The following is a 25,804-nucleotide window of genomic DNA, read 5'->3' as shown; positions in this document are numbered from 1 at the left end:
GCAGCGCCACCCGGGCGGCCGTCCGCCCGCCCCCGTCTCAGGCCACCGGGGTGGCCCGGGCAAGATTCCGATGCGCGCGGATCAGCTCCGCGTAGCGCAGACCGCTCGCCTTCATCGTCCGCCGCTGGGTGGTGTAGTCGACGTGCACCAGCCCGAAGCGCTTGTCGTAGCCGTACGCCCACTCGAAGTTGTCCAGCAGCGACCACACGAAGTAGCCGTCCAGCGGCACGCCCCGGGCCACCGCCGACGCGCACGCCGCCAGGTGCTGCTCCAGGTGGTCGGTGCGCTCCTTGTCCTCGACCGTGCCCTCGGGGGTGATCTCGTCGTGCCAGGCCGAGCCGCTCTCGGTGACGATGATCCGGGCCGGTCCGTACCGCTCGTGCACGTCGACGAGCAGCCGCTCCAGGCCCGCCGGGTACATCTCCCAGCCCATCGCGGTCTCCACCGAGCCGGGGACCGGCACCTGCTTCGCGTACGGCGCCGGGCCGGTCGGGTCGTCGACCACCAACTGCCGGAAGTAGTAGTTCACCCCGAGGAAGTCGGTGGGCGTCGCGATCACCGCGAGGTCGTCACCGCGTACCGGCGGCTCGACCCCGTACGTCTCGACCATGTCGGCGGGGTAGCCCCGCCCGTGGATCGGGTCCAGCCACCAGCGGTTGACGTGCCCGTCGGCCCGCCGCGCCGCCGCCACGTCCTCGGGCCGGTCGGTCGCCGGCTCGATCGGGCTGAGGTTGACGACCAGGCCCACCGAGGCGGGCCGGGCCGCGTTCGCCCGGATCGCCTGCGTGGCGAGACCGTGTCCGAGCAGCACGTGGTGCGAGGCACGCACCGCGCGGGTCAGGTCCCGCTCGCCGGGGGCCATGTTCCCCTCCAGGTGCCCGATCCAGCACACGCAGAGCGGCTCGTTGACCGTGCACCAGTCGGCCACCCGGTCACCGAGGCGACCGGCCACGACCGCCGCGTAGTCGGCGAACGCCTCGGCCGTGGTGCGCTCCGGCCAGCCGCCGGCGTCCTGCAGGGTCTGCGGCAGATCCCAGTGGTAGAGCGTGACGAACGGCCGGATCCCGTCGGCGAGCAGCGTGTCGACGAGCCGGTCGTAGAAGTCCAGCCCGGCGGGGTTGACCCGGCCCACACCCGCGGGCATCACCCGCGGCCACGCCACCGAGAACCGGTACGCGTCCACGCCGAGGCGGGGCAGCAGCGCCAGGTCCTCTGACCACCGGTGGTAGTGGTCGCAGGCCACCGCCCCGGTGTCGCCGTTGTCGACGTTGCCGGGAGCGGCCGAGAAGGTGTCCCAGATGGACGGCGCCCGGCCGTCGACGTCGACGGCCCCCTCGATCTGGTACGCCGCCGTGGCGACACCCCAGAGGAAGTCGGGTGGCAGCTTGGACAGGTCGGGCACGGGAAGGCTCTCCTCTGGGTTCGGGTGGATCACTTGACGGCGCCGGCGGTGAGGCCGGCGACGAAGTACCGCTGCAGGGCCAGGAACCCGGCGACGACGGGGATGCTGACCACCAGCGACGCGGCCATGATCTGGTTCCAGTAGACGTTGAACTGGGTCGAGTAGCCCTGGAGGCCGACGGCCAGGGTGCGGCTGCCCTCGTCGGTCATCACCGAGGCGAACAGCACCTCACCCCACGCGGTCATGAACGCGTACACGGTCACCGCGACCACGCCGGGCACGGCGGCCGGCAGGATGACCTGGAACAGGGTGCGCAACGGCCCGGCCCCGTCGACCTGCGCCGCCTCGTCCAGCCCGCGCGGGATCGAGTCGAAGTAGCCGACCAGCATCCAGATCGAGAACGGCAGCGAGAAGGTCAGGTACGTGATGACCAGGCCGGTCCGGCTGGCGTACAGCTCGATGCCGGTGGCGTTGCCCAGGTTGACGTAGATGAGGAACAGCGGCAGCAGGAACAGGATGCCGGGGAACATCTGCGTGGACAGCACCGTCACCGTGAAGACGCCCCGGCCACGGAACCGGTACCGGCTGACCGCGAACGCGGCGAAGATGGCGATCGCGACCGAGCAGACCGCCGCGAGACTCGACACCACGAGGCTGTTCACCAGGTAGCGCGCCAGCGGCACGGTGCTCCACATGTCGACGAACGGTTGCAGGGTGGGCCGGCTGGGCCACCAGGTGAACCCGTTCTGCACGTCCCGCAGCGGCTTCGCCGCGGAGGTCACCATCACGTAGAGCGGGATGACGACGAAGAGGGTGAGCAGGGTCAGCACGATGCGCCGGCCCCAGCGCTCACCGGCGGTCTCACGCATGGTCGTCCCTCCGGCGGTTGGTGATCAGCAGGTACGCGGCCGAGACGACCAGCAGGAACAGCAGCAGCGCCACCGACATCGCCGAGCCCGACCCGAAGTCCCAGGTCTTGAAGGAGCTGCGGTAGATGTGGATGGAGATCAGGTCGGCCTGCGCGGGCGCGGAGCCGCCGAAGAGCACGAACGGCGTGTTGAAGTCGTTGAACGTCCAGAGGAACAGCACCAGCAGCAGCACCAGGTTCACCGGCCGCAGCATGGGCAGGGTGACCGAGCGCAGCCGACGCCAGAACCCCGCGCCGTCGATCGCGGCGGCCTCGTACAGCTCGCCGGGCACGTTCTGAAGGCCGGCCATCAGGCAGAGGAACGCGAACGGCCAGTTGCGCCACACCGACACCACCAGCAGCGACCAGAAGCTGTTGTCGCCGATCAGCCAGAACGGTCGTTCGTTCAGCAGGCCGAGTTGGTCGACGAGCACGTGGTTGACCAGGCCGGTGTCGCGCTGGAGCAGGAAGCTCCAGGTGATCACGGCGGCGTAGACCGGCAGCGCGTACGGGGTGAGGAACAGTGCCCGCAGGATGGCCCGTCCGCGGAACGGCTTCTGCAGCACGACGGCCGCCGCGATGCCGAGCAGCCAGGCGAACCCGACCGAGAGCACGCTGTAGGCCAGCGTGATCCAGAACGAGTGCAGCAGTTCCTTGCCGGCGGCGCTGTTGAAGTCGAGGGTGGCCCGGTAGTTCTCCAGGCCGACGAAGGGTGCGGTGGACCAGTCGCGGATGTGGAACTGGGTCAGCTCCAGCATGCTCATCCAGACCCCGACCACCATCGGGATCACGTGGATGGCGAGTTCCAGCACGATGGCCGGCGCGAGCAGCAGGTACGGCAGGGGGGAACGGCGGGGGCCGCGCGGCCGGCGGGCGGCCCCCCGGGCGGGTGACCCGGCCCGGGGTGCGCGCCGGTCGGCGTCCGGCGCGGTGGTGCTGGTTGCCATCGGGGTCCTCTCGGAGGCGGTGGCCGTGGTCAGGCGACGAGCCCGACCACGGCCACCGGCGCTGCGTGGGTCAGCGCATCTTCTGCTGCGCGTCGGTCAGCTTCGCCTTCACCGATGCCTCGGTGACCGGCTTGCCGCTCGCCGCGTCGGCGAACAACTCCTTCATCGCGGTGCCGACCAGGGTCTCGAAGGTGCTCTCCTCGGGCACCTGCGGCAGCGGGGCCGCGGTGGTGACCAGGGTCTCCTGGATGCTCTTCTGCTCCGGGGCACTGAACGCCGGGTCGGCGCCGGCGGTCTTCACGGCCGGCAGCGAGCCGTACGTCTTGTTGAGGATCGTCTGCTCCTCGTCGCTGGTCATGAACTTGACGAAGCTCAGCGCGCCGTCCTTGTTCTTGGTGTGCTTGAAGACGGCCATGTTGATGCCGGCCACCATGCTGTTGACCTTCTTGCCGCCGGCCGGCGGGTTGGCCAGGAACGGCACCGGGGCCACGCCGTACGCGTCGGCGGCCATGTTCTGCGTCTTCAGGTTCGAGCCGGCGGACTGCCACAGCAACATGGCGGCCTTGCCGTTGGCGAAGTCCGAGACCGACTGGTTCTGCGCGTACTCGGCGTTGCTCGGGTTGGTGATCTTGTCGGCGGCCATGAAGTCGATGTAGCGCTTGATGGCCGAGACGTTCTGCGGGGTGTCGAAGGTCGGCTTGCCGGCCGAGTCGAACCACTCGCCGCCGTACTGCTGGCTGAAGGTGAACGCGTGGTGGGCGTTCTCCGACGGGTTGGCGCCCTCGATCGCGAGGCCCCACTTGCCACCGGTGCTGAGCTTCTTGCCGTACTCGACGACCTGCTCCCAGGTCGTCGGCGGGGCGGTGATGCCCGCGTCGGCGAACATCTTCTTGTTGTAGTACAGGCTGTACGCCATGGAGTAGAGCGGCACGGCGGCCGGCGGCTTGCCGGGCGCGCCGGCGGCGGCGAGCGCGGCGGGCACGATCCGGTCCTTGCCGCCCACGGCCTGCAGGGTGGCGTCGTCGAACTCGACGAGCGCGCCGGTGGCCTGCAGCGACGCCGACCAGGTGTTGCCGATGTTCACCACGTCCGGGCCCTTGCCCGAGGTGGCGGCGGCGAGCAGCCGGTTGAGCAGGTCCGACCAGGGGACCACCTCGACGTTGACCTTGATGCCGGTCTGCTTCTCGAACTTGTCCAGCTCGGGCTGGAGGGTGGTCTTGTCGGCCTCCAGGCTGGCGCCCTGGTTGCTGGCCCAGTAGGTGAGGGTCTTGGGCGAGGAGGCGGAGTCGTCGCCGGAGCCGCCGCAGGCGGTCAGCGATGCGGCAGCCAGTACGGCGGCAGCGAATATCCCGAGGTGTCGTCTCGACACGGTCAGCCCTTCCGGTACGTGGTGGGGGTCCGCCGGTCGTCGTCGTCGATAGGGGTGAGGCGACGGCGGTCGGCTGCGGACGGGGTTTCTCCGGACGCGCCGTCGGAGGTCCTTCGGCGTTTCCCGGGAGTTACATCACGGCTTAATGAATGTCGTCATTAAAGTGGTTGGCCGGTGGGTCGTCAAGCACGGTGCGGTTACAGTCGCCACCTACGGCCGACGGGAACGAGGTGACGAGTGGAGCTGGCGCGTGCCACCAACCGGAGCGTCCGGCTGCGCAACCGGTCCGCCCTGCTGACGAAGCTCTTCCTCGATGCCCCGCTGACCCGGCAGGACCTGGTGCGCAGCACCGGGCTGAGCCAGCCGGCGGTGAGCAACGTGGTGACCGACCTGATCGACGAGGGCATTGTGGTCGAGGCCGGGGCCGCGGAGTCCGACGGCGGCCGACCCAGCATGCTGCTGCGGGTCGCCTCCCGGTACGCCTTCGTGATCGGCGTGGACGTCGGCGAGACCCGGGTCCGGGTCGAGCTGTTCGACTTCGCGATGACGCTGCTCGCCAGCGTCGAGTACCCGCTCGACCCGGCGCGTACCGAGCCGGACCTGGTGGCCGGGCACGTGCTGGCCGGCATCGAGATGGTGACCGGCCAGGCCGGCGTGGCCACCGCCGACGTGCTCGGCGTCGGCATCGGCGTCTCCGGCGTGGTCGAGCAGGGCGACGAGGCGGTCGTGCACGCCCAGGCCCTCGGCTGGGACCGGGTGCCGCTGGAACGCCTCATCCGCGTCGGCACCGACCTGCCGCTGCACATCGACAACGGCGCGAAGACCCTCGGGCAGGCCGAGATGTGGTTCGGTGCCGGGCGCGGGGCCCGGCACGCCGTCTTCGCGCTGGTCGGGTCGGGGGTGGGCGCCGCCGTGGTGACCAACGGCGCCACCTATCGGGGCGCGTCCAGCAGCGCGGGGGAGTGGGGCCACACCACCCTGGTGTACGGCGGCCGCACGTGCCGGTGCGGCGCACGCGGCTGCCTCGAGGCGTACGTGGGCGCGGAGGCGATCATCGACCGTTACCGGGAGGCGCGTCGGGGACGCGTCGTTCCCGGCGAGGACGAGGAGTCCCAGCTCGCCGCTCTGGTCGCCGCCGCCGACAGCTCGGCCACCGCCCGACGGGTGCTGGACGACACGGCCGGCTACCTCGGCGCGGGAGTGGCCAACCTGATCAACCTCTTCAACCCGGAGCGGGTGGTGCTCGGCGGGTGGGCGGCGATGGCGCTGGGCGACCTGCTGCCGGCCGTCCGCGAGGCCGCCGGCCGGCAGGCGCTGCGTCAGCCGTACGAGCAGGCGTCGATCGAGCTGTGCCGCCTGGGCGTCGACGCGGTGGCCCTCGGCGCGGCGACCCTCCCGATAGCCCGATTCCTCACCGCCGGCGGCGTCCCTCCCTCCTGACCCCCCCTTTTTTGCGCGGTGATCAAGAGGTTCGCGTCATGCCGGGCACGGTTTCTGACGCGAACCTCTTGATCACTGGGAGTCAGCGCGGGGCGGGGGACGGCGGGAGACGGGTGGGGCCGGGGTGGAATTACACAAAATCTGATCCTCGGGATAAATAACGAAGTTATAGATCGATGTCTTGACGCCGCCGCAATCTCGCCGCAACACTCCTACGAGAGCGCTCTCCTCTCCCCGCGGCGTCGCATCGGCGGCACCACCCACGGCACCACGGGCGAAGACCGACCCCACCCGCACGGCGTCCGTAACGCCCTATCGACAGGCGATGTCATGACATCTCGTGCTACATCCGTACGCCCGCGTCCCCGGCGGCGGACCGTTCGGCACCTCCTCACCGGAGTCGCGGTGGCCCTGGTGGCAGCCCTGACCCCGGCGGTGGCCACGGCACCCGCGCAGGCCGCCCCGGCCCTGCTCTCGCAGGGCCGACCGGCCACCGCCTCGTCCACCGAGAACGCCGGCACCCCCGCCTCGGCCGCGGTCGACGGCAACACCGGAACCCGCTGGGCCAGCGCCTTCAGCGACCCGCAGTGGCTCCAGGTCGACCTCGGCGCGCGGGCCACCATCAGCCAGGTGAACCTGCTCTGGGAGGGCGCCTACGGCCGCGCCTTCCAGATCCAGACCTCCGACGACGCCGCCACCTGGACGACGATCTACTCGACCACCACCGGCGCGGGCGGCACGCAGAACCTCACCGTGACCGGCGCCGGCCGGTACGTGCGGATGTACGGCACCGCCCGGGGCACCGCCTACGGCTACTCCCTGTGGGAGTTCCAGGTCTACGGCGAGACCGGCGGCGACACGTCCACCTGCGGGAGCGCCAACGTGGCGCAGGGCAGCCCGGTGACCGCCTCGTCCACCGAGAACGCCGGCACCCCCGCCTCTGCCGCCGTCGACGGCAACACCGGCACCCGCTGGGCCAGCGCCGCCAGCGACCCGCAGTGGCTGCGCGTCGACCTGGGCAGCACCCGCACCATCTGCCGGGTCACGTTGACCTGGGAGGCCGCGTACGCCCGGGCCTTCCAGCTCCAGACCTCGGCCGACGGTTCCACCTGGACCACGATCTACTCCACCACCACGGCCACCGGTGGCACGCAGAGCCTCACCGTCACCGGTACCGGACGCTACCTGCGCGTGTACGGCACCGCCCGGGGCACCGCCTACGGCTACTCGCTGTGGGAGGTGGCGGTCAACACGACCGGCGGCGGCACCAGCGAACCTCCGGTCGGCACGACCGACCCGTACAACCCCAACCTCGGCGCGAACACGTACGTCTTCGACCCGAGCACCCCGACCTCGACGATCCAGAGTCGACTGAACACCATCTTCACGCAGCAGGAGACCAACCAGTTCGGCGCGCAGCGTTACGCCGTGCTGTTCAAGCCGGGCACCTACACCGCCGACGTCAACCTCGGCTTCTTCACCCAGGTAGCCGGCCTCGGCATGAGCCCCGACGACGTCAACCTGAACGGCCACGTCCGGGCCGAGGCGACCTGGTTCGGCGGCAACGCCACCCAGAACTTCTGGCGGTCCGCGGAGAACCTCTCAGTGACCCTGCCGTCCGGCGTGAGCGTGGAGCGGTGGGCGGTGTCGCAGGCCGCGCCGTACCGACGGATGCACCTGCGCGGCGCGCAGAACCAGATCCAGCTCTGGAACGGCGGTGACGGCTGGTCCAGCGGCGGCCTGCTGGCCGACACCCGCATCGACGGCCTGGTCGTCTCCGGCTCGCAGCAGCAGTGGTACTCGCGCAACAGCGAGTTCGGCAACGGCTGGACCGGCTCGGTGTGGAACATGGTCTTCCAGGGCGTCAACGGCGCTCCGCCGCCGAGCTTCCCCAACCCGTCGCACACCGTCATCGCGCAGACCCCCCAGGTCCGCGAGAAGCCGTTCCTCTACGTGACGGGCAGCGGCGAGTACCGGGTCTTCGTGCCCGCGCTGCGCACCAACTCCACCGGCACGAGCTGGTACAACAAGACCCCGGCCGGCTCGTCGATCTCGCTGTCGCAGTTCTTCGTCGTCCAGCCCGGCACCAGCGCGGCCACCATCAACGCCGCCCTCGCCCAGGGCAAGCACCTGCTCTTCACCCCGGGCGTACACCACGTCACCGAGCCGATCCAGGTCAACCGGGCCGACACGGTCATCCTCGGCCTCGGCCTGGCCACCATCCAGGCCGACAACGGCAGCGTCGGGATGCGGGTCGCCGACGTGGACGGCGTGAAGGTCGCCGGCATCATGTTCGAGGCGGGCACCACCAACTCGCCGGTGCTCATGGAGGTCGGCCGGTCCGGCTCGTCCGCGAGCCACGCCAGCAACCCGACCTCGCTGCACGACGTGTTCTTCCGCATCGGCGGTCCGCTCGTCGGCAAGGCCACCAACACGCTGACCGTCAACAGCGACAACGTGATCGGTGACCACATGTGGCTGTGGCGGGCCGACCACGCCGCCCAGGGCGTGCCCACCGGGTGGACGCTGAACACCGCTGACACCGGGCTCACCGTCAACGGCGACGACGTCACCATGTACGGCCTCTTCGTCGAGCACTACCAGAAGTACCAGACCATCTGGAACGGCAACGGTGGGCGGACGTACTTCTACCAGAACGAACTGCCGTACGACGTGCCGAACCAGGCGGCCTGGATGAACGGGTCCACCCGGGGCTACGCCGCCTACAAGGTGGCCGACTCGGTGACCAGCCACCAGGCGTTCGGGCTGGGCAGCTACAGCTACTTCAACGTCAACCCCGCCGTGGTCGAGGAGCACTCGTTCGAGGTGCCGGTCAACCCGAACGTGCGCTTCACCAACATGGTCACCGTCTCGCTCGGCGGCGTCGGCACCATCAACCGGGTGATCAACAACGCCGGTGGCACCGCGAACGCGGCCAACCAGACGGTGTACCTGACGAACTACCCCTGACCGGGACGCCCGCGCCGATCCGGTCGACTCATCTGACCGGACCGGCGCGGGTCGTACCCAGGGCCGAGGCCGGCCCGGTCCCGCCGAAGACCGGGCCGGCCACGGTCGTGTCCCCGTCGGGCATAGGACTCTTCGCGCGGTCGCGCTGATGATCGCGGCCAGAGCCCCCGGCTGCTGGGCGGCGAGGATGTCGGGGTGGCGTGGTGGCGTGGGCCCGTTCCCCTATTCCTCGAGGCTGGTAGTCAGCAGTTCGTCGGCGACGGCGGTCCGCACGTAGAGCACGCTGTGCCCGGTGCGGAACGCCCTCACGAGCCCGGCCTCCCGCAAGGTGGTCAGGTGATGCGAGACGTTGGCGGCGGACATCTTCAGGTGGGAGGCCAACTCCGTGGTGGAGGCCGGCATCCCCAGTTCGGACAGAAGTAGCGCCCGAGAGTTCCCGAGGACCCGCGCCAGCCCTTTCGGCACCGGCCCCAGACCGACCTGCCAGACCGCGCCGACCCCACGCGCCGGATACACGAGGCCGGGCTGCCCCGGCGGGTTGGTCTGGGAGAATACGCCCGGCCAGGCGAAGACACTGGGCACCAGCACCAGCCCGCGGCCATTGGTTAGCTGACGGGTCGCCTCGTACCATGGATGTGCCACCGTCAGCGTGTCGTCCCGCCAGCTGATCTGCGGGTGCAGGTCAGCGAATAGTCCGGCGGCGCCGTCCTGCACCATCGTGCGCGCCCGGTACAGGATCTCGCCGTCCAGCAGCCGCTGCATGCGTGGCCAGTAGGCGGCCAGCACCCGCTCCCAGTAACTGCGGATCTCGGTGGCCAGCTGGTTCAGGCCGCCCACCGGATCGCTGTACATCGCGCCCAGTTCCGGCGCCAGCGGGCGCTTCATCCGATGCAGGTCAGCGCGCACCTCCTCCGGAGTGGTCGCGACCAGTACGGCCAGCTCGTCCTCGATGGTCGGTGCGGCTGTGGCGGGCACCGGAGTCAGGAAGTCGGGGATGTAGTAGCTGGGCACCGGGACCAGGGCGGACAACAGTTCCATCGAGACCCGCTGCTGGCGCAGCTGCTGTTGGGACCGCTCCACCCAGCGCAGGTGCGGCGCGTGCCGGCGAGGTTCCTTGAGGGTCTGGACACTCGTGACCACTTCCCAGAGCGGCGAGATGGCCAGCCTGGTCCGGGCGACGTCCTGTGCCGAGAACTTCAGTACCAACATCCGTCGATGATTCCATCAGGAACGAATCATTTTGGGCCCCCTTGACCGTGCGCGAGTCTCGTTGGGTCCTGGACCGACCACAGGGAGGTCGATTCATCGTGACCGCTCGCTCAATTCCTGGCCGCGCCGACCACGATGATGGTCGCTCTGTTCACGCTGCTGTTGACCGAGGCGCCGTGGCTGTTCCTGGTCGGCGTGAGCGCGCTTTCCGCCACCGGTGTCTTGATTACGGACGGCTCGACATGCGGCGGGGACACCCAGGGCACCTCGGGCGGTAACACTGCCGCGCCGAGCCGGGCGGATCCGGTGCCCGAATCCGCCTGGCACCGCTCCGGTTCCTCACCATGCACGAAGCCGGCGTGCCCCAACCCCTACCCCGAGTTAACTCAGAAAAGGAGGAAAGGTGCTCACGATCAACCTCACCGCAGACGAGATCGCTGATGTAAACAGCCAGCTCGACAGGCTAACCGCCATCTATCCATCGGCGGACGACCCAGGATTCGTGCGCGATGTGGCCCTGCACGCCCAGGCGCTTCCCGAGCGGATGCGGCGCGATTTGCTCACCTTCAAGCTCCTGGAGCGGGAGCCGGTCTGCTTGGTCTCCGGCTACCCGGTGGACGACGCGGCCATCGGAAAGACCCCGGGCCACTGGATGGACTCGGAGATCAACCGGGATGGCCGCCGGGAAAACTTCTATCTGATGCTCTGCTGCCACGTCATCGGCGAGGCGGTTGCCTGGGCCACTGAGCAGGGCGGTCGGCTCATCCACGACGTGCTGCCGATACGGGGCAGCGACGGAGGCCAGCTCGGCACCAGCACCGACCCTCTGGAGTGGCACACCGAAGACGCGTTCCATCCGGAGCGGATGGACTACGTAGCGCTGATGTGCCTCCGCAACCAGGACCACGTGGCCACTACGTACACCTCCGTGGACGACCTCAAGTTGGACGACGCCACGCGGGAAGTGCTGGCCAGGCCGGCCTACCCGTTCCAGCCCGACGAGGGCAACCGCGCCGACCGGGAACTCCCGCCGGACACGACCGGCCTGGTCGCCAGCCTCATCACGACCAGCCACGAGCGCGTCCGGAACATGTACACCGACCCGGAGCGGGTGCCGGCACTGTTCGGCGGCCCCAGCAAGCCGTATCTGCGGGTGCACCCCTACTACATCGACGATTTCCGGGACGACCCCGAGGCGTGCGCGGCGTTCGACGCGCTCAAAGAGTCGATCAACAACTCGCTGCGGGAGGTCGTGCTCCAGCCGGGCGACGTGTTGTTCATCGACAACTTCAAGTCCGTACACGGCCGCCGCAGGATTCCCGGCCACTACGACGGCACCGACCGCTGGCTCAAGCGCGCGTTCGTAGTGCGAGACCTACGAAAGACCCGTCACCTGCGGGTCTCCGCCGAGGACCGGGTCGTGTACTGAACATGACCGGGCCTTTTCCACATGCGGACGCCGGGAGTGCGAAGCATCGCGGCTGGGTCGGCCCGGCTGGTTACTACGACCGGATCGGCGCTCTGCAATTCGCCATCCTCGTCCTGCTAGGGATGCGCGAACATCACTTGCTTCTGGATATCGGCTGTGGCTCGTTACGCGGCGGACGGCTCTCACTGGTATATCTCAACGAGGGCCGGTACCACGGCATCGAGCCGGAGCGGCAGATCCTTGAGGACGGGGTTGCGTACGAGGTCAGCGACGGCCTGGTCGCGCTGAAGAAGCCTAGGTTCAGTACGAACTCCGACTTCTCGGCCAAGCACTTCGGCGTCGACTTCGACTTCGTGCTGGCCAGCGGCATCTTTATGCACGCCGCACCGGCACAGGTCGCTCAATGTTTCGGGGCGGTGGCCGAGACACTGAGCGAGGACGGACTCTTCGTCGGCGCGTTCCTGCCCAGCGAGGCAGACGAGGTCAAGGACTCCTGGACCTATCCCGAGGTGCAGCGGTACACGCCGGCCACTCTGGAGCGGATAGCTGTCGACCATGGACTGCGGCTGCAGGCGATGGAGTGGCCGCACACCTTCAACCACCGGTGGTTCGTGGCGTGCCACCGGCACAGCCGGCGGCCGGTGCCCCAGCACCTAGACCTTTCGGTCTTCAGCTGGTCGCAGTACCTGAGAGACCAGGTTTCGGCACGTGGTGGCGCGGACCTCAGCCACGAGGAGTATCTGAAGGCAGACCTGCGGGACCGGCTGGCACCCGGTGACCGGGACTCGGTGCTGCCCCAGGTCTTCCTCTAGGGCCTGTTCCATAAGGGCGGTCGAGCCGAGGCGGAGTCCGGGCGGCGATCCGGCAAGGCGCGGTTTCTTCCGGATACCGGTGTCGTATCCGGACGAAACCGCAACGCCGCCGGTCGTCGTCCGGGCCCGCCGCAGGTCGGCCAGCCCTTATGGAAAAGGCCCTAACAGGTCCCCTTGGGAGCCATCGTCAAGCGAAGTTCTTCGAGGGTCATCTCCAACAGGAGGAGTTGTGGCGTTGACGACGTGGACGGTTGGCGACACTGTCGCGACGTTTGCGGAGCTGGGACGGCACCACGCGCTCGTGCACGTGGTGCCGTCCCGGGTGCGTGAACACGCGATGACCGCCGGCCCGCCGAACCAGGCTGACCGTTGGCATAACGACGACGGGCTGCGGACCGACGTGGTCCGGCGGGCCAACGCGGCGGGCAGCGCCCGTGTCCTCACCAGGGCGGGTGGCGTATGAGCCGGCCCATCGCGCTCATCGTCGACCCGGTGGGCAGCGGCGCGCACCTGGCGCCGCTGTTCGCTCAAGAGGGCTGGGACGCCATCTCGGTAATGTCTGGCCACGGCATCAATCCGACGATGATGGCGTCCCATCGGCCCGAGCGTTACCTCGACGACTTCGTGGCGGAGCAGCCTGCCGAGGCGCTGGAGCGGCTCGGTGGCCGTCGGGTGGACGCGGTCCTACCCGGGACCGAGACCGGCGTGGAGTTGGCTGACGCGCTCGCCGAGGCGTATGCGGTCACCGGGAACGGCCGCTCCCTGAGCGCCTGCCGTCGTGACAAGGCGGCCATGGCGGACCGGCTGCGCGTGCTGGGCGTGCCGGCAGCGGACCACGCGGTGGCTGACTCAGCCGGTCCCCTCGTCGAGTGGGCGACCAGGCGGGACACCTGGCCGGTGGTGGTGAAGCCGCTGCGCAGCGCGGGCTCGGACGGAGTGGCGATCTGCTCCACTCCAGCCGAGGTGAGCGGGGCGTTCGACGAGCTGATCGGAAGTACCAACAAGCTCGGTCTGACCAACACCGCCGTACTCTGCCAGGAGTTCCTGGCCGGCCAGCAGTACCTGGTGAACTCCGTCAGCGTGGACGGCCGGCATTACATCGGCGAAATTTGGCAGTTCGACTCCACGTACGACGGTCCGCACCAGCTCTACGACCGACAGAAGCTGTTGTCGCCCTACGGCCCGGTGCAGGACCAAATCGTCGAGTACACGCTTCGGGTGCTGAACGCGCTAGGTATCCGGCACGGTCCTGCGCACACCGAGGTGATGTTTACCGACCGAGGCCCGCTGCTGATCGAGACGGCGGCCCGGATGACCGGGCTGATCCATCAGGAAGCACTGATCGCAGCGGTAGGCCACAATCACATCACATTGACTGTCGACTGCTACACGGCGCCCGAGCGGATCCTCGCCCGGCCTCCGCGATACCGATTAAGAAAATCGGCCGGCATCGTGGCACTGCGCTCTGCCGTCGATGGTGAGCTGCTGGACGGTCCGGCGCTGGACCGGCTCCGGTCCATGCCGGAACTGGCCGGCGTCATGGGCGGAACACTGGACCCGGGCCGCCCGATCAGCCGCACACGGGACCTCTTCACCTCCCCTGGCCTGGCCTACCTGGTGGCCGACACAGCCGAGGAGGTGGATCGGGCCGCGGAGACCATTCGTGGGGTCGAGGCGTCCGGCGAGCTGTACGGTTCGGTGAGTTGAGTGCCCATGATCACCCCGATCGAGAAGCGACTGCTGCGCGACCGGCACTTCTCCAGGCTGGTCATCGCCCGCACCGCCGTGCTGCTCGGCAACACGATGGGCCCGATCGGTCTGGCCTTCGGCATCCTGCAGCTGCCCGGTGGCGACGGTGGCGAGCTGGCGATCCTGCTGGCCGTCCGCACGGCCGCGCAGGTGGCTCTGCTGCTCGCCGGCGGGGTGCTGGCGGACCGCATGTCCAAAGTCGTCGTGATGGCAGTATCGGACGGGGTGGCGGCGGTCTCGCATACCGCCACCGCCGCCCTGATCCTGATGGGGCGTAACGACGAGACGGCGTTGATCCTGTTGTCCGTCGTGGCCGGGGCCGCAACAGGTGCCTTCATGCCCGCGTCGACCGCCGTCCTCCCGGAAATCGTGCCGACGGAGGCTCTGCAACCCGCCAATGGCGTTCTGCGAGTCCTCCAGAACACCGCCACGATCAGTGGGGGCGCCGTCGCCGCCGTAGTGGTCGCGTGGGCCGGCGCGGGCACCGCCGTGGCGGTGAACGCGGCGATGTGCCTCGTCTCCGTGATCTCGCTGCTGGGGCTGCGGCGGATCGCTGTGGTGCGGCGCGGGAACGGCCTCAGCCCGTGGCGTGACCTGGTCAACGGCTGGCACGCCTTCCGAACGCGCTCATGGGTGTGGTCCTTCGTCGCACAGTTCGCGATCGTGAACGCCATCTTCACCGGCAGTATCCGGGTGCTCGGGCCGGTGATCGCGGTGCGCACACCGAACGGGCCAGCCCAGTGGGCGCTGGTGCAGGTGGCGATGTTCGTCGGGTTGTTTGCCGGCAGTGCGGTGGCGTTGCGGGTACGCGCCCGATTCCCATTGCGCGTGGCCGCCTACAGCGTGGCCGGATTTGCGCCGGCCCCGATCTTGTTGGGGTTGAATTATCCGTTTTGGACCGTGGCGGTGGCCCTCTTCGTCACCGGAGTGTGCAGCGACCTGTTCACGGTATTCTGGGAGAGCACTCTCCAGCATCGCATTCCGGCTGAATACCTGTCCCGGGTCAGCTCGTACGACACCCTAGGCTCGTACGCGCTGATGCCCTTGGGCGCCGCGGTAGCCGCACCGCTCGCGGGCACATCGGCGCAGGAGCCGGCACTGATCATTGGCGGCATGATAATTGTGCTCCTCAGCGGTGCGGTCCTGCTGTTCCCTTCAGTGCGCGCGATGCCGTCAGTAAGTCCACCGAAGGTCGAACCGGAGCCCGCCAGTGTTTCCCCGTGACAATTCGGCATCCAACCTGAACAAGCCACCAAAGGTTTGCATAAGCATCAGGACATGAAGGATGCCGACCCGGGCTCGGCGTCGACCTCCTCCAGTAGTCCGTGCGTCGCGATCAGATAGCCGAGCTGCGCCCGACTCCGGCTTCCAAGGTGTCGAGCGAGCCTGCTGGCGTACTCCGCGACGGTGCGTCGGCCGATGCCCAGGTTGCGAGCGATCTTGTCCTCGGTGCTCCCCGAGACGATCATGCGGGCGACGCTGAGTTCAATGTCGGTCAGCACGTCCTCGGGGCGGAAGCCGTAGGACGCGTTCACTGCGATGGCCCGGTCCCAGGTGTGTTCGAACGCCTTCACGAGAAATCCGACAACTCCGGGATTTCGTATTTCCAGAGCCGCCGCTTCCTCGGCGTTGTCATCGGCCGATATGAAGGAAACCCGGCGGTCGCAGATAATGAGGCGATCGATAACTCTGTCCACGGTGCGAATTTCGGCCCCCGCGGCCATCACGCGCATCGCGTATTCGAGGGTGGGCCGGTGTGATCGCACCGCGTGTTGGTAGATGGTCCGTTGCCGGACCCCCCGGCGGATGGTCTCCAGGCTGCGCGACATCAGCGCGTCCAAGATTTCGGGCGGCCGGCTCCCACCGGGTTGTATGGTCATCAGCTCGGTGGTGCAGCCGGCCACCGCGGCATCGATCACCCGGTTGATCGTGGCCAGCCCGTGCAGGCTGACCACGTCCGGCACCCGGTCCTGATGGGCGGCGTTGTACACGGCCTCGACCCGCCGAAACGTCTCGTTGAGCGTGTTCATCTGGGCCGTCGCCTCGCTCGCCGCCCGTTGGTGGGGCCGCAGCGCCACCGCGGCGGCCGTGGACGGTGGGACGACGCTGAGCTGGTCGGGGTTGGTAGCGAGCGGCTGCAGCAGCCCGAGCGCCAGCAGGCACCGCGGGGCGTCGACGGCGGCGACCTGGCCCTCTCTCGCGGCCCTGGGCAGAAACGCCAGACCCGCCTCGCAGATATCGCCGGCTGGGCACGCCACATTGACACAGCTCACGTCCGTCTCCCCCGTCGCGTGATTGTGCAGTGCGCAAACATGCTAGATCATGGCGACGATTCTCGCCAATGGGACCAGTAACCTCGGTCACCGGAGCCGGCTTTCGCTGATGGATTCCGACAAATCGGATCAGCGTCGCTGACGTTTGGCCTTTGACGACGATCACGGGGGATCATGTCAATGCGTTTATCAATTGCCTGTCTTGAATCTGCCGCCTTCACCCGTAGGGACCACGGGTGGGGGAAGGATGCCCGCCGGCACTGACACAACGAGCTGCCTGGCCGAGGCGCGTCGCCACCTCGACGCGTCTCGGCGGACGGGGCCGTGCCCGCCTGCTGCCGACTCGGTCGTCCAGGCCGCCGGCTGTCGCGCATGTGCCCGCGTAGTCCGCAGGACAGGTCGCCGCTTCCGCATCTGGCGCGGCGACCTCGCCACCGGACAACCGTAGATCTGCCCGCAACGACGGAAGTGGAAGCCTGTGGAGACGATCCTGATTGTCGGTGGCCGGGTGGAGACCCTGGTCAAGGCCCGAGAGCTCGGCCTGCGGGTGCTGTTCATGCAGCACCGCGACCGGATGCTGCCGGGCCATGTGGAAGCCGCGGACGCGTTGTTCATGGTGGACTACACCGACTGGAACCTGATCCGACCCATCGTGCTCGCGGCGCACGCCTCCTACGGGTTCACCGCGGTCGTCTCGCTCGGTGAACAGGTCATGGAGACCGTGGGCCGGATCAACGACCTGCTGGGACTCGGCGGCACCTCGTACGAGGTGGCCGCGCGGTTCAAGGACAAGTTGGCTATGCGCGCACACCTCGCCGAGAGCTCGGTGGCGACGGTGGCGGCCGAGCAGGTCGACGCCCCGGAGCAGGTGCGCGATTTCGGCCGTCGGCACGGATTTCCGATCGTGCTCAAACCGATCGACAATACCGCCAGCCGGGGCGTCCAGATCATCGAACAGGAGGAGGGCGTGCTGGCGGCCTGGCAGGCGGTCACCGCGCTGCGGACCCGCGACGACCTCATCCTCGGCCAGTTCTTCCCGGTGGGCCGGATGTTGGTCGAGCAATATATCGCCGGACCCGAGTACAGCGTCGAGACCTTCTCCTTCGGCGGCCGGCACTCGGTCGTCGCGATCACCGAAAAGTACACGGACGGTGTGGTCGAGGCCGCGCACGCTCTGCCGGCCCGGCTCACCGACGCCGACGAGACCGCGGTGGTGGCCTACGTCCGTTCCTTCCTCACCGCCATGGGGCTGCGCGAAGGCGTCGCGCACACCGAGATCAAGCTGTCCCCGGGCGGCCCGGTGGTGATCGAGTCGCATGACCGCATCGCCGGCGAACGCATTCCGGACCTGGTTCGGGACGCCTACGAGATCGACCTGGAGCAGTACGCCGTGGCGTCTCCGTTCGGCCTGCTGCCGGAGCTGCCCGACCGGCCAGAACCGCTGCGCGCCGCCGCGACCCGGTTCATCAACGCCGAGCCCGGCATCGTGACCGGCATCGCCGGGACCGAGGACGTTCTCAGCCACCCCGCGCTCATCGAGTTGGACATGTTCGTCAAGGAGGGCGACCGGAGGGTGCCGGTCACCGACAACTTCGAGCGCAGCGGTCAGGTGTTGGCGACCGGCGTGGACACCGCGGCCGCCCTGGAGACCTGCGACCTGCTCGCCGGGAAGATCGCCGTGCTCACCACGCCGGGCGCGTCGGACTGACCCCAACGCATCCGACAGTCCACGTCTAACGAGGAGTACACGCATTGCAGCAGCTGCGCATCGCCTTCGTGGAGAGCAACCTCAGCGGAACCGGCTACGAGGCCATCGAGACCGTCAGACGCCTGGGGCATCACGTCACCTTCGTCACCCGTGACCTCGACTACTACCGACGGGCCGGCGGCGGTTTCGACGACTCCCTCATCGACCAGGTCATAACCTGCGACACCGAGAACGCCCGGACGGTCGCCTCGATGGTGGCGCGGTGCGGCGGCGCCCAAGCCCTGCTCACCGTCAGCGAGTGGCACGTGGTGGTGGCAGCCGAGGCGGCCGCGCTCCTCGGCCTTGCCGGTGCTGACCCGGACGCGGTACGCGCAGCCCGCGACAAGTCGCGCACCCGCGAGCGCTGTGCGGCAGCCGGCGTGCCGATCCCGGCCTACCACCGACTGACACTTCCCGCCGCCTCGGCCGTCGGGTTCCCCCCACCCTGGGTGGTCAAGCCGGTCGACGGGGTGTTGAGCAGCGGGGTCAAGCTGTGCCTGACCGAGGGCGAGGCGCGCAATCACGCGCAGGCGCTCTTCGAGCGGTGCGTACGGCCCAACGAGCGTGGTCAGCGACGTACACCGGTGGTGCTTGTCGAGGAGTATCTCGACGGCCCCGAATTCAGTGTCGAGACGCTGACCTACGGGGGGCGTACCGAGATCGTGGCAATCACCCGGAAGTTGCTCTCACCGCCGCCGCTGTTTCTCGAGGCGGGCCACGTGGTTCCCGCGAACCTGCCCGCATCGACCGCGCGGAGCTGCGCCGACCTGGTGCGGCGGGCACTGGCGGCGATCGGGTACGAGTTCGGCGCGGCACACGTGGAGGTGCGGGTCACCGCTGACGGCCCCAAGCTCATCGAGATCAATTGCAGGCCCGCCGGCGACCGGATCACCCGCCTCGCAGCCCTGGCGACCGGCGTCGATCTGCTGGCCGCGCTGATCGGTATGCACCTCGGACAGGCGCCGAAACTCGATCCAGACCGTGAGTGCGCCGCCGCGATCGTCTTCCTGCCCAGCGGGGAGGGCGTGGTGCAGCAGATCGACGGCGTCACCGCCGCCCGGGCGATGCCCGGGGTGCAGGACGTGGGGCTCTACATCGACCCGGGTGCGGAGCTCGTCGCGGCGGAAAGCAACACCGATCGGATCGGACACGTGATCGCGGTCGCCCCGGAGCCGGACATGGCGCTCGCCCGGGCCCAGGCAGCGGCTGGGAAGGTCCGGGCCACGTTGCGGGCCGACCCTGTGTCGGCGCTGGCCTGAGTGCTTTCGCAATCCGGTAACCACCACCCAATCGATCGTAGGACCGCCATGACCCAGTCGTTCGTGCTGTTGGAAATGATGAACCCGATGCTCCTGGTCGCGCAGGAGGCCAAGCGGCGCGGTATGCGGATCGTGGTGCTCAACCGCGAACCGCTACGCGCCACCGGGCCGTACGCCGTACCCGAGGGCTTTGTCGACGAGCTGATCAGCATGCCGCCGTGGTCGGACACCGCGGCCGTGGAGGCGCACATCCGCGACGTGCATGAGCGGCATGACGTCGGCGGCACGTACGCCGGCTTCGAGCCGACGCTGCCGTACGACGCGATGCTTCGCGAACTCGCCGGCCTGCCACACAACGACCCGTCCGAGGTCCGGGGGATGCTGGACAAGCGGGCCGTACGCCGGCGTCTCTACGACGACGGTCTCAGCGGCCTCCGGTCGGCCTCGCTGGCAGAGGCGCTCACCTGGGACGACTGGCGCTTTCCCGGTCGGGCGGTGGTGAAGCCGGCCAACGGCACCGGCAGCGCCCTCTGCTTCGTCGTCTCGTCGGTGGCCGAGCTGCGCGAGGCCGCGGCGACGGCTGGCCGGGTGGCCGTGGCCAACGGGTTGATGCGCGACTACATCGAGGCCAACGGAAGCTTCGTGGTGGAGGGGGAGGCGAGCGGCGAGTTGCTGTCCGTCGAGTCGGTGGTCCACGACGGGCAGGTCCGTTCGATTGGACTGATGGGTCGGTACGTCCTCCGTGACGACCCGGTCGTCGAGATGGGCTTCCAGTTCCCGTACCCGCATCCACGGCTGCCCGACATCTTCGCCAAGGCGGACGAGGTCCACCACAGCCTGGGCTTCCGGCACGGCGCCACCCAGATGGAGATGATGGTGCCCGACGAGGGGCCGATCGAGCTGATCGACTTCAACCCGCGGTTGGCCGGCACGGCGTCGATCGTTCTGTTCAGCGAGGCGTACGGGACACGGTTCGAGGAGGTGCTCACCGATCTGGGGTGCGGGCGGCACCCGGATCTGTCCTTCCTGAGCGCCTCACCACGGAGCGCGGCGGAGATGATTCTGCTGCCGCCGCCCGACGAGACCCGGTTTGACAGCATCGACTTCGCCCCGGGGACGTTCTGTCACCGGTTGCCCAAGCCCCCCGGCACGCCGCTGTCCGGGCGTGCCGACCAGCTCGACAGTGTCGGCATGTTCGTGATCACCGCGAACACGCCGGTCGAGCTGCACGAGGCCGCGCTGCGCGCGCGTCGGGACACCAAGGTCAACGGCCGGCCCTTGGGCGACAACCAGAACAACGTGCTCGCCTGGTCGCCGTACATCGGCCGGAACCTTCCGGACCGGCGCCCCGAGGCGCTTCAGCCGGCCGGCTGGTGGGAGGCGGCCCGATGAAGACAGCCGTCGTGCTCTCCTTCCGCGCCATGGGCGCGTTCCGCCACGACCTGCTCCGCGATCCGCGTGGCATCCGGATCGTCCTGATCGTCTCCGACCTCGAGTGGGCGACGGTGGACGCCGAACGGCACGCCTACTTCCACCAGGTGCACGTGGTGCCCTGTGCGGCGCCCGACGGTGGATCGTTGCTCAGCTCGGCGGTCGACCCGCAGGCGGCCCGGGCCGCGCTGCGTGAGGTGCTCGCCGAGGCACCTGGCCCGGTCACCCTGCACTGCTTCGACGAACTCAGCATGATCTTTGCCGCCGAGCTACGCGCCGAGTTCGGACTGCGAGGCCCGCTTCCGGCGGACATCCTGCCGTTCCGTGACAAGTGCGTCATGAAGGAACGGCTGATCGCCGCGAATGTTCGGGTGCCGCGCTTCGGGCGCTACCGGGCGGTGGACAGCGATGACCTGGCACGGTACTTCGACCACATCATCGCGCATGTCGGACTGCCCTTCATCCTCAAGCCGATCGACTCGGCCGGCAGCCACGGCGTGTACGTGATATCGACCCTGGCCGAGCTGCGGGCGGCGGATGCGCGTATCGACGCCGACTACGAGTTCGAGGAGCTGATCACCGGCACGATGTACAGCGTCAACCTGGTCTCACAGGACCGGCGGGTGCTGTTCGGCGGGGTTACCGAGTATCTCGTGAACACCCTCGACGTCCGCCGTGGCCAGGTCAACGCGGACATCAACCTCGCCGACGACGATCCACGGGTGGCGCGGATGGTCGGGTTCGCCACCCAGGCCATGGCCGCTCTCGGCTGGCCCGACGGCGCCTCCCACCTGGAGCTCTTTCACACCGAGGCAGACGAACTCATCTTTCTCGAGGTGGGTGCCCGGTTCAAGGGTCTCGCCGGGCTCGCCGCCATGCAGCGCAACTACGGCATCGCCCTCGTCAACCTCGCCCTGCAGGTGGAGGCCGGCGTGGCCAGCGAGCCGTACCCCGACGAGCAGATCTACTGCTTCGACGCGGTGATCCCCAAGCGGTCCGGGGTGGTTGACCAACTGCACGGGCCGCCGCTGGTCAGCAACATCGAGATCACCTGGAAGGTCAAGCCCGGGGACCTCGTCGACGAGACGGACTCCCTCTTCGCGGCCGGCGGAACGATCCTCGTGTCCAACAAGGACTATGACGTGCTCTACCAGGACTTCTATCGGCTCGCCGGATACCAACCCATCACCTATCGATCGGAGCGCAGCCGATGACGACTTCGGTCCTGGCCAGTGACTCGCCCGCGCCCCCACGGGTGCGCCTGCGCTCCCCGCAGCTGCGCGCGACCCTGCGCATCCAGCAGCGGATCCTCATGGCGGTGCGGGAACTGCTAGCCGCCGACGGATTCGTCGAGCTGATGCCGCCCACCATCGGGCCGGTGACCGACCCGGGGGCGCGCGGCGCGAAGCAGGTCGACATCGACTACTACGGTCACCGCTACAAGCTGATGACCAGCGGGATCCTGTACAAGCAGGCTTCTCTTCTGGCCTTCGACAAGATCTTCAACATCGCGCCGAACGTCCGGCTCGAACCGCTGGAGACCGCCACCACCCATCGGCATCTGGCGGAGTTCCACCAGATCGACATTGAGATGGCCGGAGCGAGCCGGACCGAGGCCATGCACGTGGCCGAGCGGCTGATCCAGGCGGCGGTCGCCGCGGTCATCGAGCATCACGGTAACGACCTCGAAATCCTGGACCGCGATCCGGCGGCCCTGGGGTCGATCGTGGCTGGACCGTTCGAGCTGCTGACGCACCGCGCCGCGGTGACCTCCCTACACCAGTTGGGGCACGAGCAGCAGGGCGGCAGTGAGCTCGACTGGGTCGGCGAGGAACTGCTGTCGCGCGAGTACCGGCAGGCGTTCTTCGTGGTGGACTACCCGAAGGGTTCCCGCGGCTTCTACGACCGGGAGAGCCGTACCGAACCGGGGGTGCTACGCAACTTCGACCTCGTCCTGCCGGACGGGTACGGCGAGGTGGCGAGTGGCGGTGAGCGCGAGTTCGATTACGCCCGGCTGGTCATGCGGATGCGGGAGACGGCCGAGAACCCCGCCAAGTACCGCTGGTACCTCGACGTCGCCCGGGAAGGGCTGCCGCCGAGCGCCGGCTTTGGTATCGGCCTGGAGCGGCTCACCCGGTTCGTGGCGGGACTTCCGGCCGTCTGGCAGGCGAGTGCCTTCCCGAAGATTCCCGGGGTGGTCTCGCCGTGACCAGGCTGGAGGCGCCCGGATTCGCCGATGCGCAGGCTCGGGACCGCGCACGGCGGGGAGCCGCTGCGGTCTTCCCCGACCCGGGAGCCTACGGCAGCACGGTGTTCGGCGAGGACCGCGCGGCGCCGGTCGGCGACGGTATCGACCAACTGCGGTTGGTGCCGCCGGTGTTCGTGCCCCAACGGCTGGAGCGGCTGCTGGAGTTGGGCGAGGAGCCCAGGCCGGAGGATGTCCTGCTGAGCACGGTGGTAGGCGGGCTGGTCGCCCCGTATCCGTTGTACGTCAGCGCGTTCGGCTCCACCGACGTGTCCGCCACCGGAGCGGGCGTGAGCCTGAGCCGGCAGGCCGGTGAACTCGGTATTCCTCTGGTCATCGGGGAGAACGTCGTACCGGTCAGCGGGTATGGCCGGCTCGGCCAACAGGAGCGGGGTGCGCTCCTGGGCCGGATCGAGGCGTACCTGAAGGCAGGCGAGAGCGGCGGCGGCGTGGTGGTCCAGCAGTCCACTCAGGACGCCGATGCGGAGGTGTGGAACACCGTCTACAGCGACCCGACGGCGAGCAGGCTGCTTGAGCAGGGCCGGCTGGCGTTTGAGCTCAAGGTCGGGCAGGGGGCGAAGCCCGGCCTGGGCGGGCAGACTCTGCTCCGTCGCGATCAGGCCGCGGCGATGGCCGACCGTTTCACCATCGCCGACCTGTACGACCGACAGACCGACGCGGTGCTGCGCAGCGGCACCCCCGGCACGTTCACCCGTGAAATCCTCGGTCAGCAGGTACGCCTGATGCGCAACAACTACCCACGCTGCCGGGTCTGGGTGAAGCTGCCGCCGGCGCGTGATGTCGGTGAAGCGGCGGAGACATGCTGGGCGGCCGGGGCGGACGCGGTGACCGTCGACGGTGCCGAGGGCGGCACAGGCTGGGCACCGACCGTCTTCCTCCAGCACGTGGGCCTGTCACTGGCCGACTGCCTGGGCCAGGTCGACGCCCGGGGACGGAGTCTGCTCGCGTCCGGCCGGATCGTCGACGGGGCTCGTGCCGCCAAATGCCTGGCGCTGGGGGCCCGGGCGGTGGGCCTGGGTCGCGCTGCGTTGATCGCGGTCGACGAGGACCCCGACCACGGGCTGATCCGGCTGGTCGAGGCGCTGGCGCTGGAGCTGCGGTTGGTCGCGAGCGCGCTCGGCAGGTACGACATCTCCCACCTCGACCGGACGGACCTGTGGCCGCAGCCCGCGCACGCTCCGGCGGACCGTGCCCCGGCCGCGCTGGAACACAAAGGTGCATTAATGGAAAGTGCGGAGGTCGGCCAATGACCGCAGCAGGGCGGAAGACCCGTGTTCTCGTCGTGGACGGCACCGGGCGCGGACACGCCATCTGTGACCTGTTCACCCGAACCGATCCCGACGTGATCGTGTACTACGGACCCGGATGCGGCGTGATCAAGCACGACCGGATCCGCCCGGCGGGCGGGGTGACGCTCGACAACCCCCGCACGGCGCTGGAGTTCCTCCGGGCCAACCCGATGGACCTCGTCTTCGTGTCGAACATCGACGCCCTTTCGCGCGGATACGTCGACGTGCTGCGCTGCTTCGGCTATCCGGTGATCGGCCCGACCCAGGCCGCCGCCGCCCTGGAGTCGAGCAAGGCCACGGGCAAGCGGTTCTGCGCCCAACACGGCATCCCGACCGCCAGATTCCGTACCTTCAGCGACCCGGCCGCCTCGCTGGCCTACATCCGGTCCCAGCCGTACTCCTGCGTCGTGAAGGCCGACGGGCTGACGCTCAACGGCGACGGCGCCGTCGTCTGCGAGACCACCGCCGAGGCGGAGGCCGCCGTCCGGCGCTTCGCCGACGAACTGGGGGATGCCTTCCGGGTGGTGGTGGAAGAGCGCTTGTACGGCCAGGAGATCTCCGTGTTCGCGCTGCTCGACGGCAGCTCCTACGTCCTGCTCCCGACCGCTCTGGACTACAAGCGGACCTTCGATGGCGATCGGGGCGGCAACTGCGACGGGATGGGATCGATCGCGCCGCACCCGGAGGAGGACGAGACGCTCCGGGCGGAAATTCGCCACCAGTTGCTCGACCCGCTGATGCGGGGCCTGAGTGCCGAGGGCCTGGACTTCACGGGCTTCGTGTATCTCGGGGCCATGATCACCCCAGCCGGACTGCGGCTCATCGAGATCAATGCCCGGTTCGGCGACTCCGAGGCCGAAGTCGTGCTGCCCGGAATCACCACCTCGTTCGTCGAGCTGTGCCGGGCGGTCCTGGACCGGCGGCTCGGCCAGCACCGGGTCGATGTCGACAGGCTGCACCGATGCTCCGTCGCGCTCACTCAGGGCGGCCTTGATCCGGCCGACCCGGCCGCGCCGCCCGGCTGGCCGATCGGGGAATTCGTCACCGGGCAACCGGTGACCGGCCTCGCCGCCGCTGAGGCCTCGCCGCAGGCCCAACTGTTCTACGGCCACCTCGCGCTCAGCGCGGACCGTGATCCGGTCACCGCGGGTGGCCGGGTCCTGCATGTCGTCGGTAGCGGGGAGACCTTGAACGAGGCGCGCGACGCCGCCTACCGCGCGGCCGGACACGTGCAATTTCCCGGCTGCCGGTACCGCCACGACATCGGTGCCGTCCGGTCACTCACGGCGGCCGACCACTGATCCG

At 68.9% G+C, this 25,804-nt stretch carries 21 protein-coding genes; 14 read left to right on the top strand and 7 right to left on the bottom strand.

The window, feature by feature from the left end; translation table 11 throughout:
• Positions 1 to 37: 37 nt before the first annotated feature.
• From ACQP0N_RS18010 to ACQP0N_RS17995, 4 genes are all read right to left on the bottom strand, one after another.
• The gene (locus ACQP0N_RS18010) at positions 38 to 1,402 is read right to left on the bottom strand and encodes a GH1 family beta-glucosidase (RefSeq protein ID WP_433111860.1); all 1,365 of its coding nucleotides are present in this window, start codon (positions 1,400 to 1,402) and stop codon (positions 38 to 40) included.
• 29 nt (positions 1,403 to 1,431) lie between these two features.
• Positions 1,432 to 2,271 (bottom strand): carbohydrate ABC transporter permease, encoded by an 840-nt coding sequence (locus ACQP0N_RS18005; RefSeq protein ID WP_357118087.1) that lies wholly within the window; start codon positions 2,269 to 2,271, stop codon positions 1,432 to 1,434.
• Complete coding sequence (locus ACQP0N_RS18000; protein WP_433111857.1) at positions 2,264 to 3,256, bottom strand: carbohydrate ABC transporter permease; 993 nt, start codon at positions 3,254 to 3,256, stop codon at positions 2,264 to 2,266. Before ACQP0N_RS18000 ends, ACQP0N_RS18005 begins: the two co-directional genes overlap by 8 nt.
• Positions 3,257 to 3,326: 70 nt before the next feature.
• Entirely contained in the window at positions 3,327 to 4,625 is a 1,299-nt protein-coding gene (locus ACQP0N_RS17995; RefSeq protein ID WP_355049669.1) for an ABC transporter substrate-binding protein, read from the bottom strand.
• Positions 4,626 to 4,862: 237 nt separating this feature from the next.
• Here ACQP0N_RS17995 and ACQP0N_RS17990 point away from each other — a divergent pair, with 237 nt between their 5' ends.
• On the top strand, positions 4,863 to 6,065 hold the full coding sequence (locus ACQP0N_RS17990; RefSeq protein WP_433111854.1) for an ROK family protein: 1,203 nt from the start codon (positions 4,863 to 4,865) through the stop codon (positions 6,063 to 6,065).
• Between the two features lie 330 nt (positions 6,066 to 6,395).
• Positions 6,396 to 9,035, top strand: a complete 2,640-nt coding sequence (locus tag ACQP0N_RS17985; protein ID WP_433111851.1) for a discoidin domain-containing protein — start codon at positions 6,396 to 6,398, stop codon at positions 9,033 to 9,035.
• A 222-nt stretch (positions 9,036 to 9,257) separates the two neighbouring features.
• On the opposite strand, the gene ACQP0N_RS17980 is transcribed toward ACQP0N_RS17985, so the two are convergent.
• Together ACQP0N_RS17980 and ACQP0N_RS17975 are read right to left on the bottom strand one after the other, a co-directional pair.
• The gene (locus ACQP0N_RS17980) at positions 9,258 to 10,244 is read right to left on the bottom strand and encodes an ArsR/SmtB family transcription factor (RefSeq protein WP_433111848.1); all 987 of its coding nucleotides are present in this window, start codon (positions 10,242 to 10,244) and stop codon (positions 9,258 to 9,260) included.
• A 110-nt stretch (positions 10,245 to 10,354) separates the two neighbouring features.
• Positions 10,355 to 10,501 (bottom strand): hypothetical protein, encoded by a 147-nt coding sequence (locus ACQP0N_RS17975; RefSeq protein ID WP_433111845.1) that lies wholly within the window; start codon positions 10,499 to 10,501, stop codon positions 10,355 to 10,357.
• Positions 10,502 to 10,647: 146 nt separating this feature from the next.
• Here ACQP0N_RS17975 and gntD point away from each other — a divergent pair, with 146 nt between their 5' ends.
• The 5 genes from gntD (at position 10,648) to ACQP0N_RS17950 (ending at position 15,458) form a co-directional block, all read left to right on the top strand.
• Complete coding sequence (gntD, locus tag ACQP0N_RS17970) at positions 10,648 to 11,673, top strand: guanitoxin biosynthesis L-enduracididine beta-hydroxylase GntD (RefSeq protein ID WP_433111842.1); 1,026 nt, start codon at positions 10,648 to 10,650, stop codon at positions 11,671 to 11,673.
• 2 nt (positions 11,674 to 11,675) lie between these two features.
• Positions 11,676 to 12,485: a class I SAM-dependent methyltransferase gene (locus ACQP0N_RS17965; RefSeq protein WP_433111839.1), complete on the top strand. Its 810-nt coding sequence runs from the start codon at positions 11,676 to 11,678 to the stop codon at positions 12,483 to 12,485.
• Between the two features lie 229 nt (positions 12,486 to 12,714).
• Positions 12,715 to 12,948 carry a hypothetical protein gene (locus ACQP0N_RS17960; protein WP_433111837.1) on the top strand — a complete coding sequence of 78 codons (234 nt, stop codon included), beginning with the start codon at positions 12,715 to 12,717 and terminating at the stop codon, positions 12,946 to 12,948.
• Positions 12,945 to 14,192 carry an ATP-grasp domain-containing protein gene (locus ACQP0N_RS17955; RefSeq protein WP_433111834.1) on the top strand — a complete coding sequence of 416 codons (1,248 nt, stop codon included), beginning with the start codon at positions 12,945 to 12,947 and terminating at the stop codon, positions 14,190 to 14,192. Before ACQP0N_RS17960 ends, ACQP0N_RS17955 begins: the two co-directional genes overlap by 4 nt.
• A 6-nt stretch (positions 14,193 to 14,198) precedes the next feature.
• The gene (locus tag ACQP0N_RS17950; protein ID WP_433111831.1) at positions 14,199 to 15,458 is read left to right on the top strand and encodes an MFS transporter; all 1,260 of its coding nucleotides are present in this window, start codon (positions 14,199 to 14,201) and stop codon (positions 15,456 to 15,458) included.
• A 47-nt stretch (positions 15,459 to 15,505) separates the two neighbouring features.
• Here ACQP0N_RS17950 and ACQP0N_RS17945 read toward each other — a convergent pair whose 3' ends face one another.
• A complete protein-coding gene (locus ACQP0N_RS17945; protein WP_433111829.1) occupies positions 15,506 to 16,507 on the bottom strand; it encodes a LuxR C-terminal-related transcriptional regulator in 1,002 nt (333 codons plus the stop codon).
• Between the two features lie 478 nt (positions 16,508 to 16,985).
• Here ACQP0N_RS17945 and ACQP0N_RS17940 point away from each other — a divergent pair, with 478 nt between their 5' ends.
• Genes ACQP0N_RS17940 through purD form a run of 7 tightly spaced genes read left to right on the top strand, consistent with a single transcriptional unit; the run spans position 16,986 to position 25,800 of the window.
• Positions 16,986 to 18,215, top strand: coding sequence for an ATP-grasp domain-containing protein (locus ACQP0N_RS17940; protein WP_433111826.1), 1,230 nt, complete (start codon positions 16,986 to 16,988; stop codon positions 18,213 to 18,215).
• A 44-nt stretch (positions 18,216 to 18,259) separates the two neighbouring features.
• Positions 18,260 to 19,513 (top strand): ATP-grasp domain-containing protein, encoded by a 1,254-nt coding sequence (locus tag ACQP0N_RS17935; RefSeq protein ID WP_433111823.1) that lies wholly within the window; start codon positions 18,260 to 18,262, stop codon positions 19,511 to 19,513.
• Between the two features lie 48 nt (positions 19,514 to 19,561).
• Positions 19,562 to 20,905: an ATP-grasp domain-containing protein gene (locus ACQP0N_RS17930; protein ID WP_433111820.1), complete on the top strand. Its 1,344-nt coding sequence runs from the start codon at positions 19,562 to 19,564 to the stop codon at positions 20,903 to 20,905.
• The gene (locus ACQP0N_RS17925) at positions 20,902 to 22,158 is read left to right on the top strand and encodes an ATP-grasp domain-containing protein (protein WP_433111817.1); all 1,257 of its coding nucleotides are present in this window, start codon (positions 20,902 to 20,904) and stop codon (positions 22,156 to 22,158) included. Before ACQP0N_RS17930 ends, ACQP0N_RS17925 begins: the two co-directional genes overlap by 4 nt.
• Positions 22,155 to 23,153 carry an asparagine synthetase A gene (locus ACQP0N_RS17920; RefSeq protein ID WP_433111814.1) on the top strand — a complete coding sequence of 333 codons (999 nt, stop codon included), beginning with the start codon at positions 22,155 to 22,157 and terminating at the stop codon, positions 23,151 to 23,153. Before ACQP0N_RS17925 ends, ACQP0N_RS17920 begins: the two co-directional genes overlap by 4 nt.
• Positions 23,150 to 24,460: a glutamate synthase-related protein gene (locus tag ACQP0N_RS17915; RefSeq protein WP_433111811.1), complete on the top strand. Its 1,311-nt coding sequence runs from the start codon at positions 23,150 to 23,152 to the stop codon at positions 24,458 to 24,460. The genes ACQP0N_RS17920 and ACQP0N_RS17915 overlap by 4 nt, the downstream gene beginning before the upstream one ends.
• Positions 24,457 to 25,800: a phosphoribosylamine--glycine ligase gene (purD, locus tag ACQP0N_RS17910; RefSeq protein WP_433111808.1), complete on the top strand. Its 1,344-nt coding sequence runs from the start codon at positions 24,457 to 24,459 to the stop codon at positions 25,798 to 25,800. The genes ACQP0N_RS17915 and purD overlap by 4 nt, the downstream gene beginning before the upstream one ends.
• Positions 25,801 to 25,804 lie beyond the last annotated feature (4 nt).

The organism is Micromonospora sp. CA-246542 (genome assembly GCF_050942905.1).
Lineage (GTDB): Bacteria > Actinomycetota > Actinomycetes > Mycobacteriales > Micromonosporaceae > Micromonospora.
This window is presented reverse-complemented; position numbering and strand designations above follow the sequence as displayed.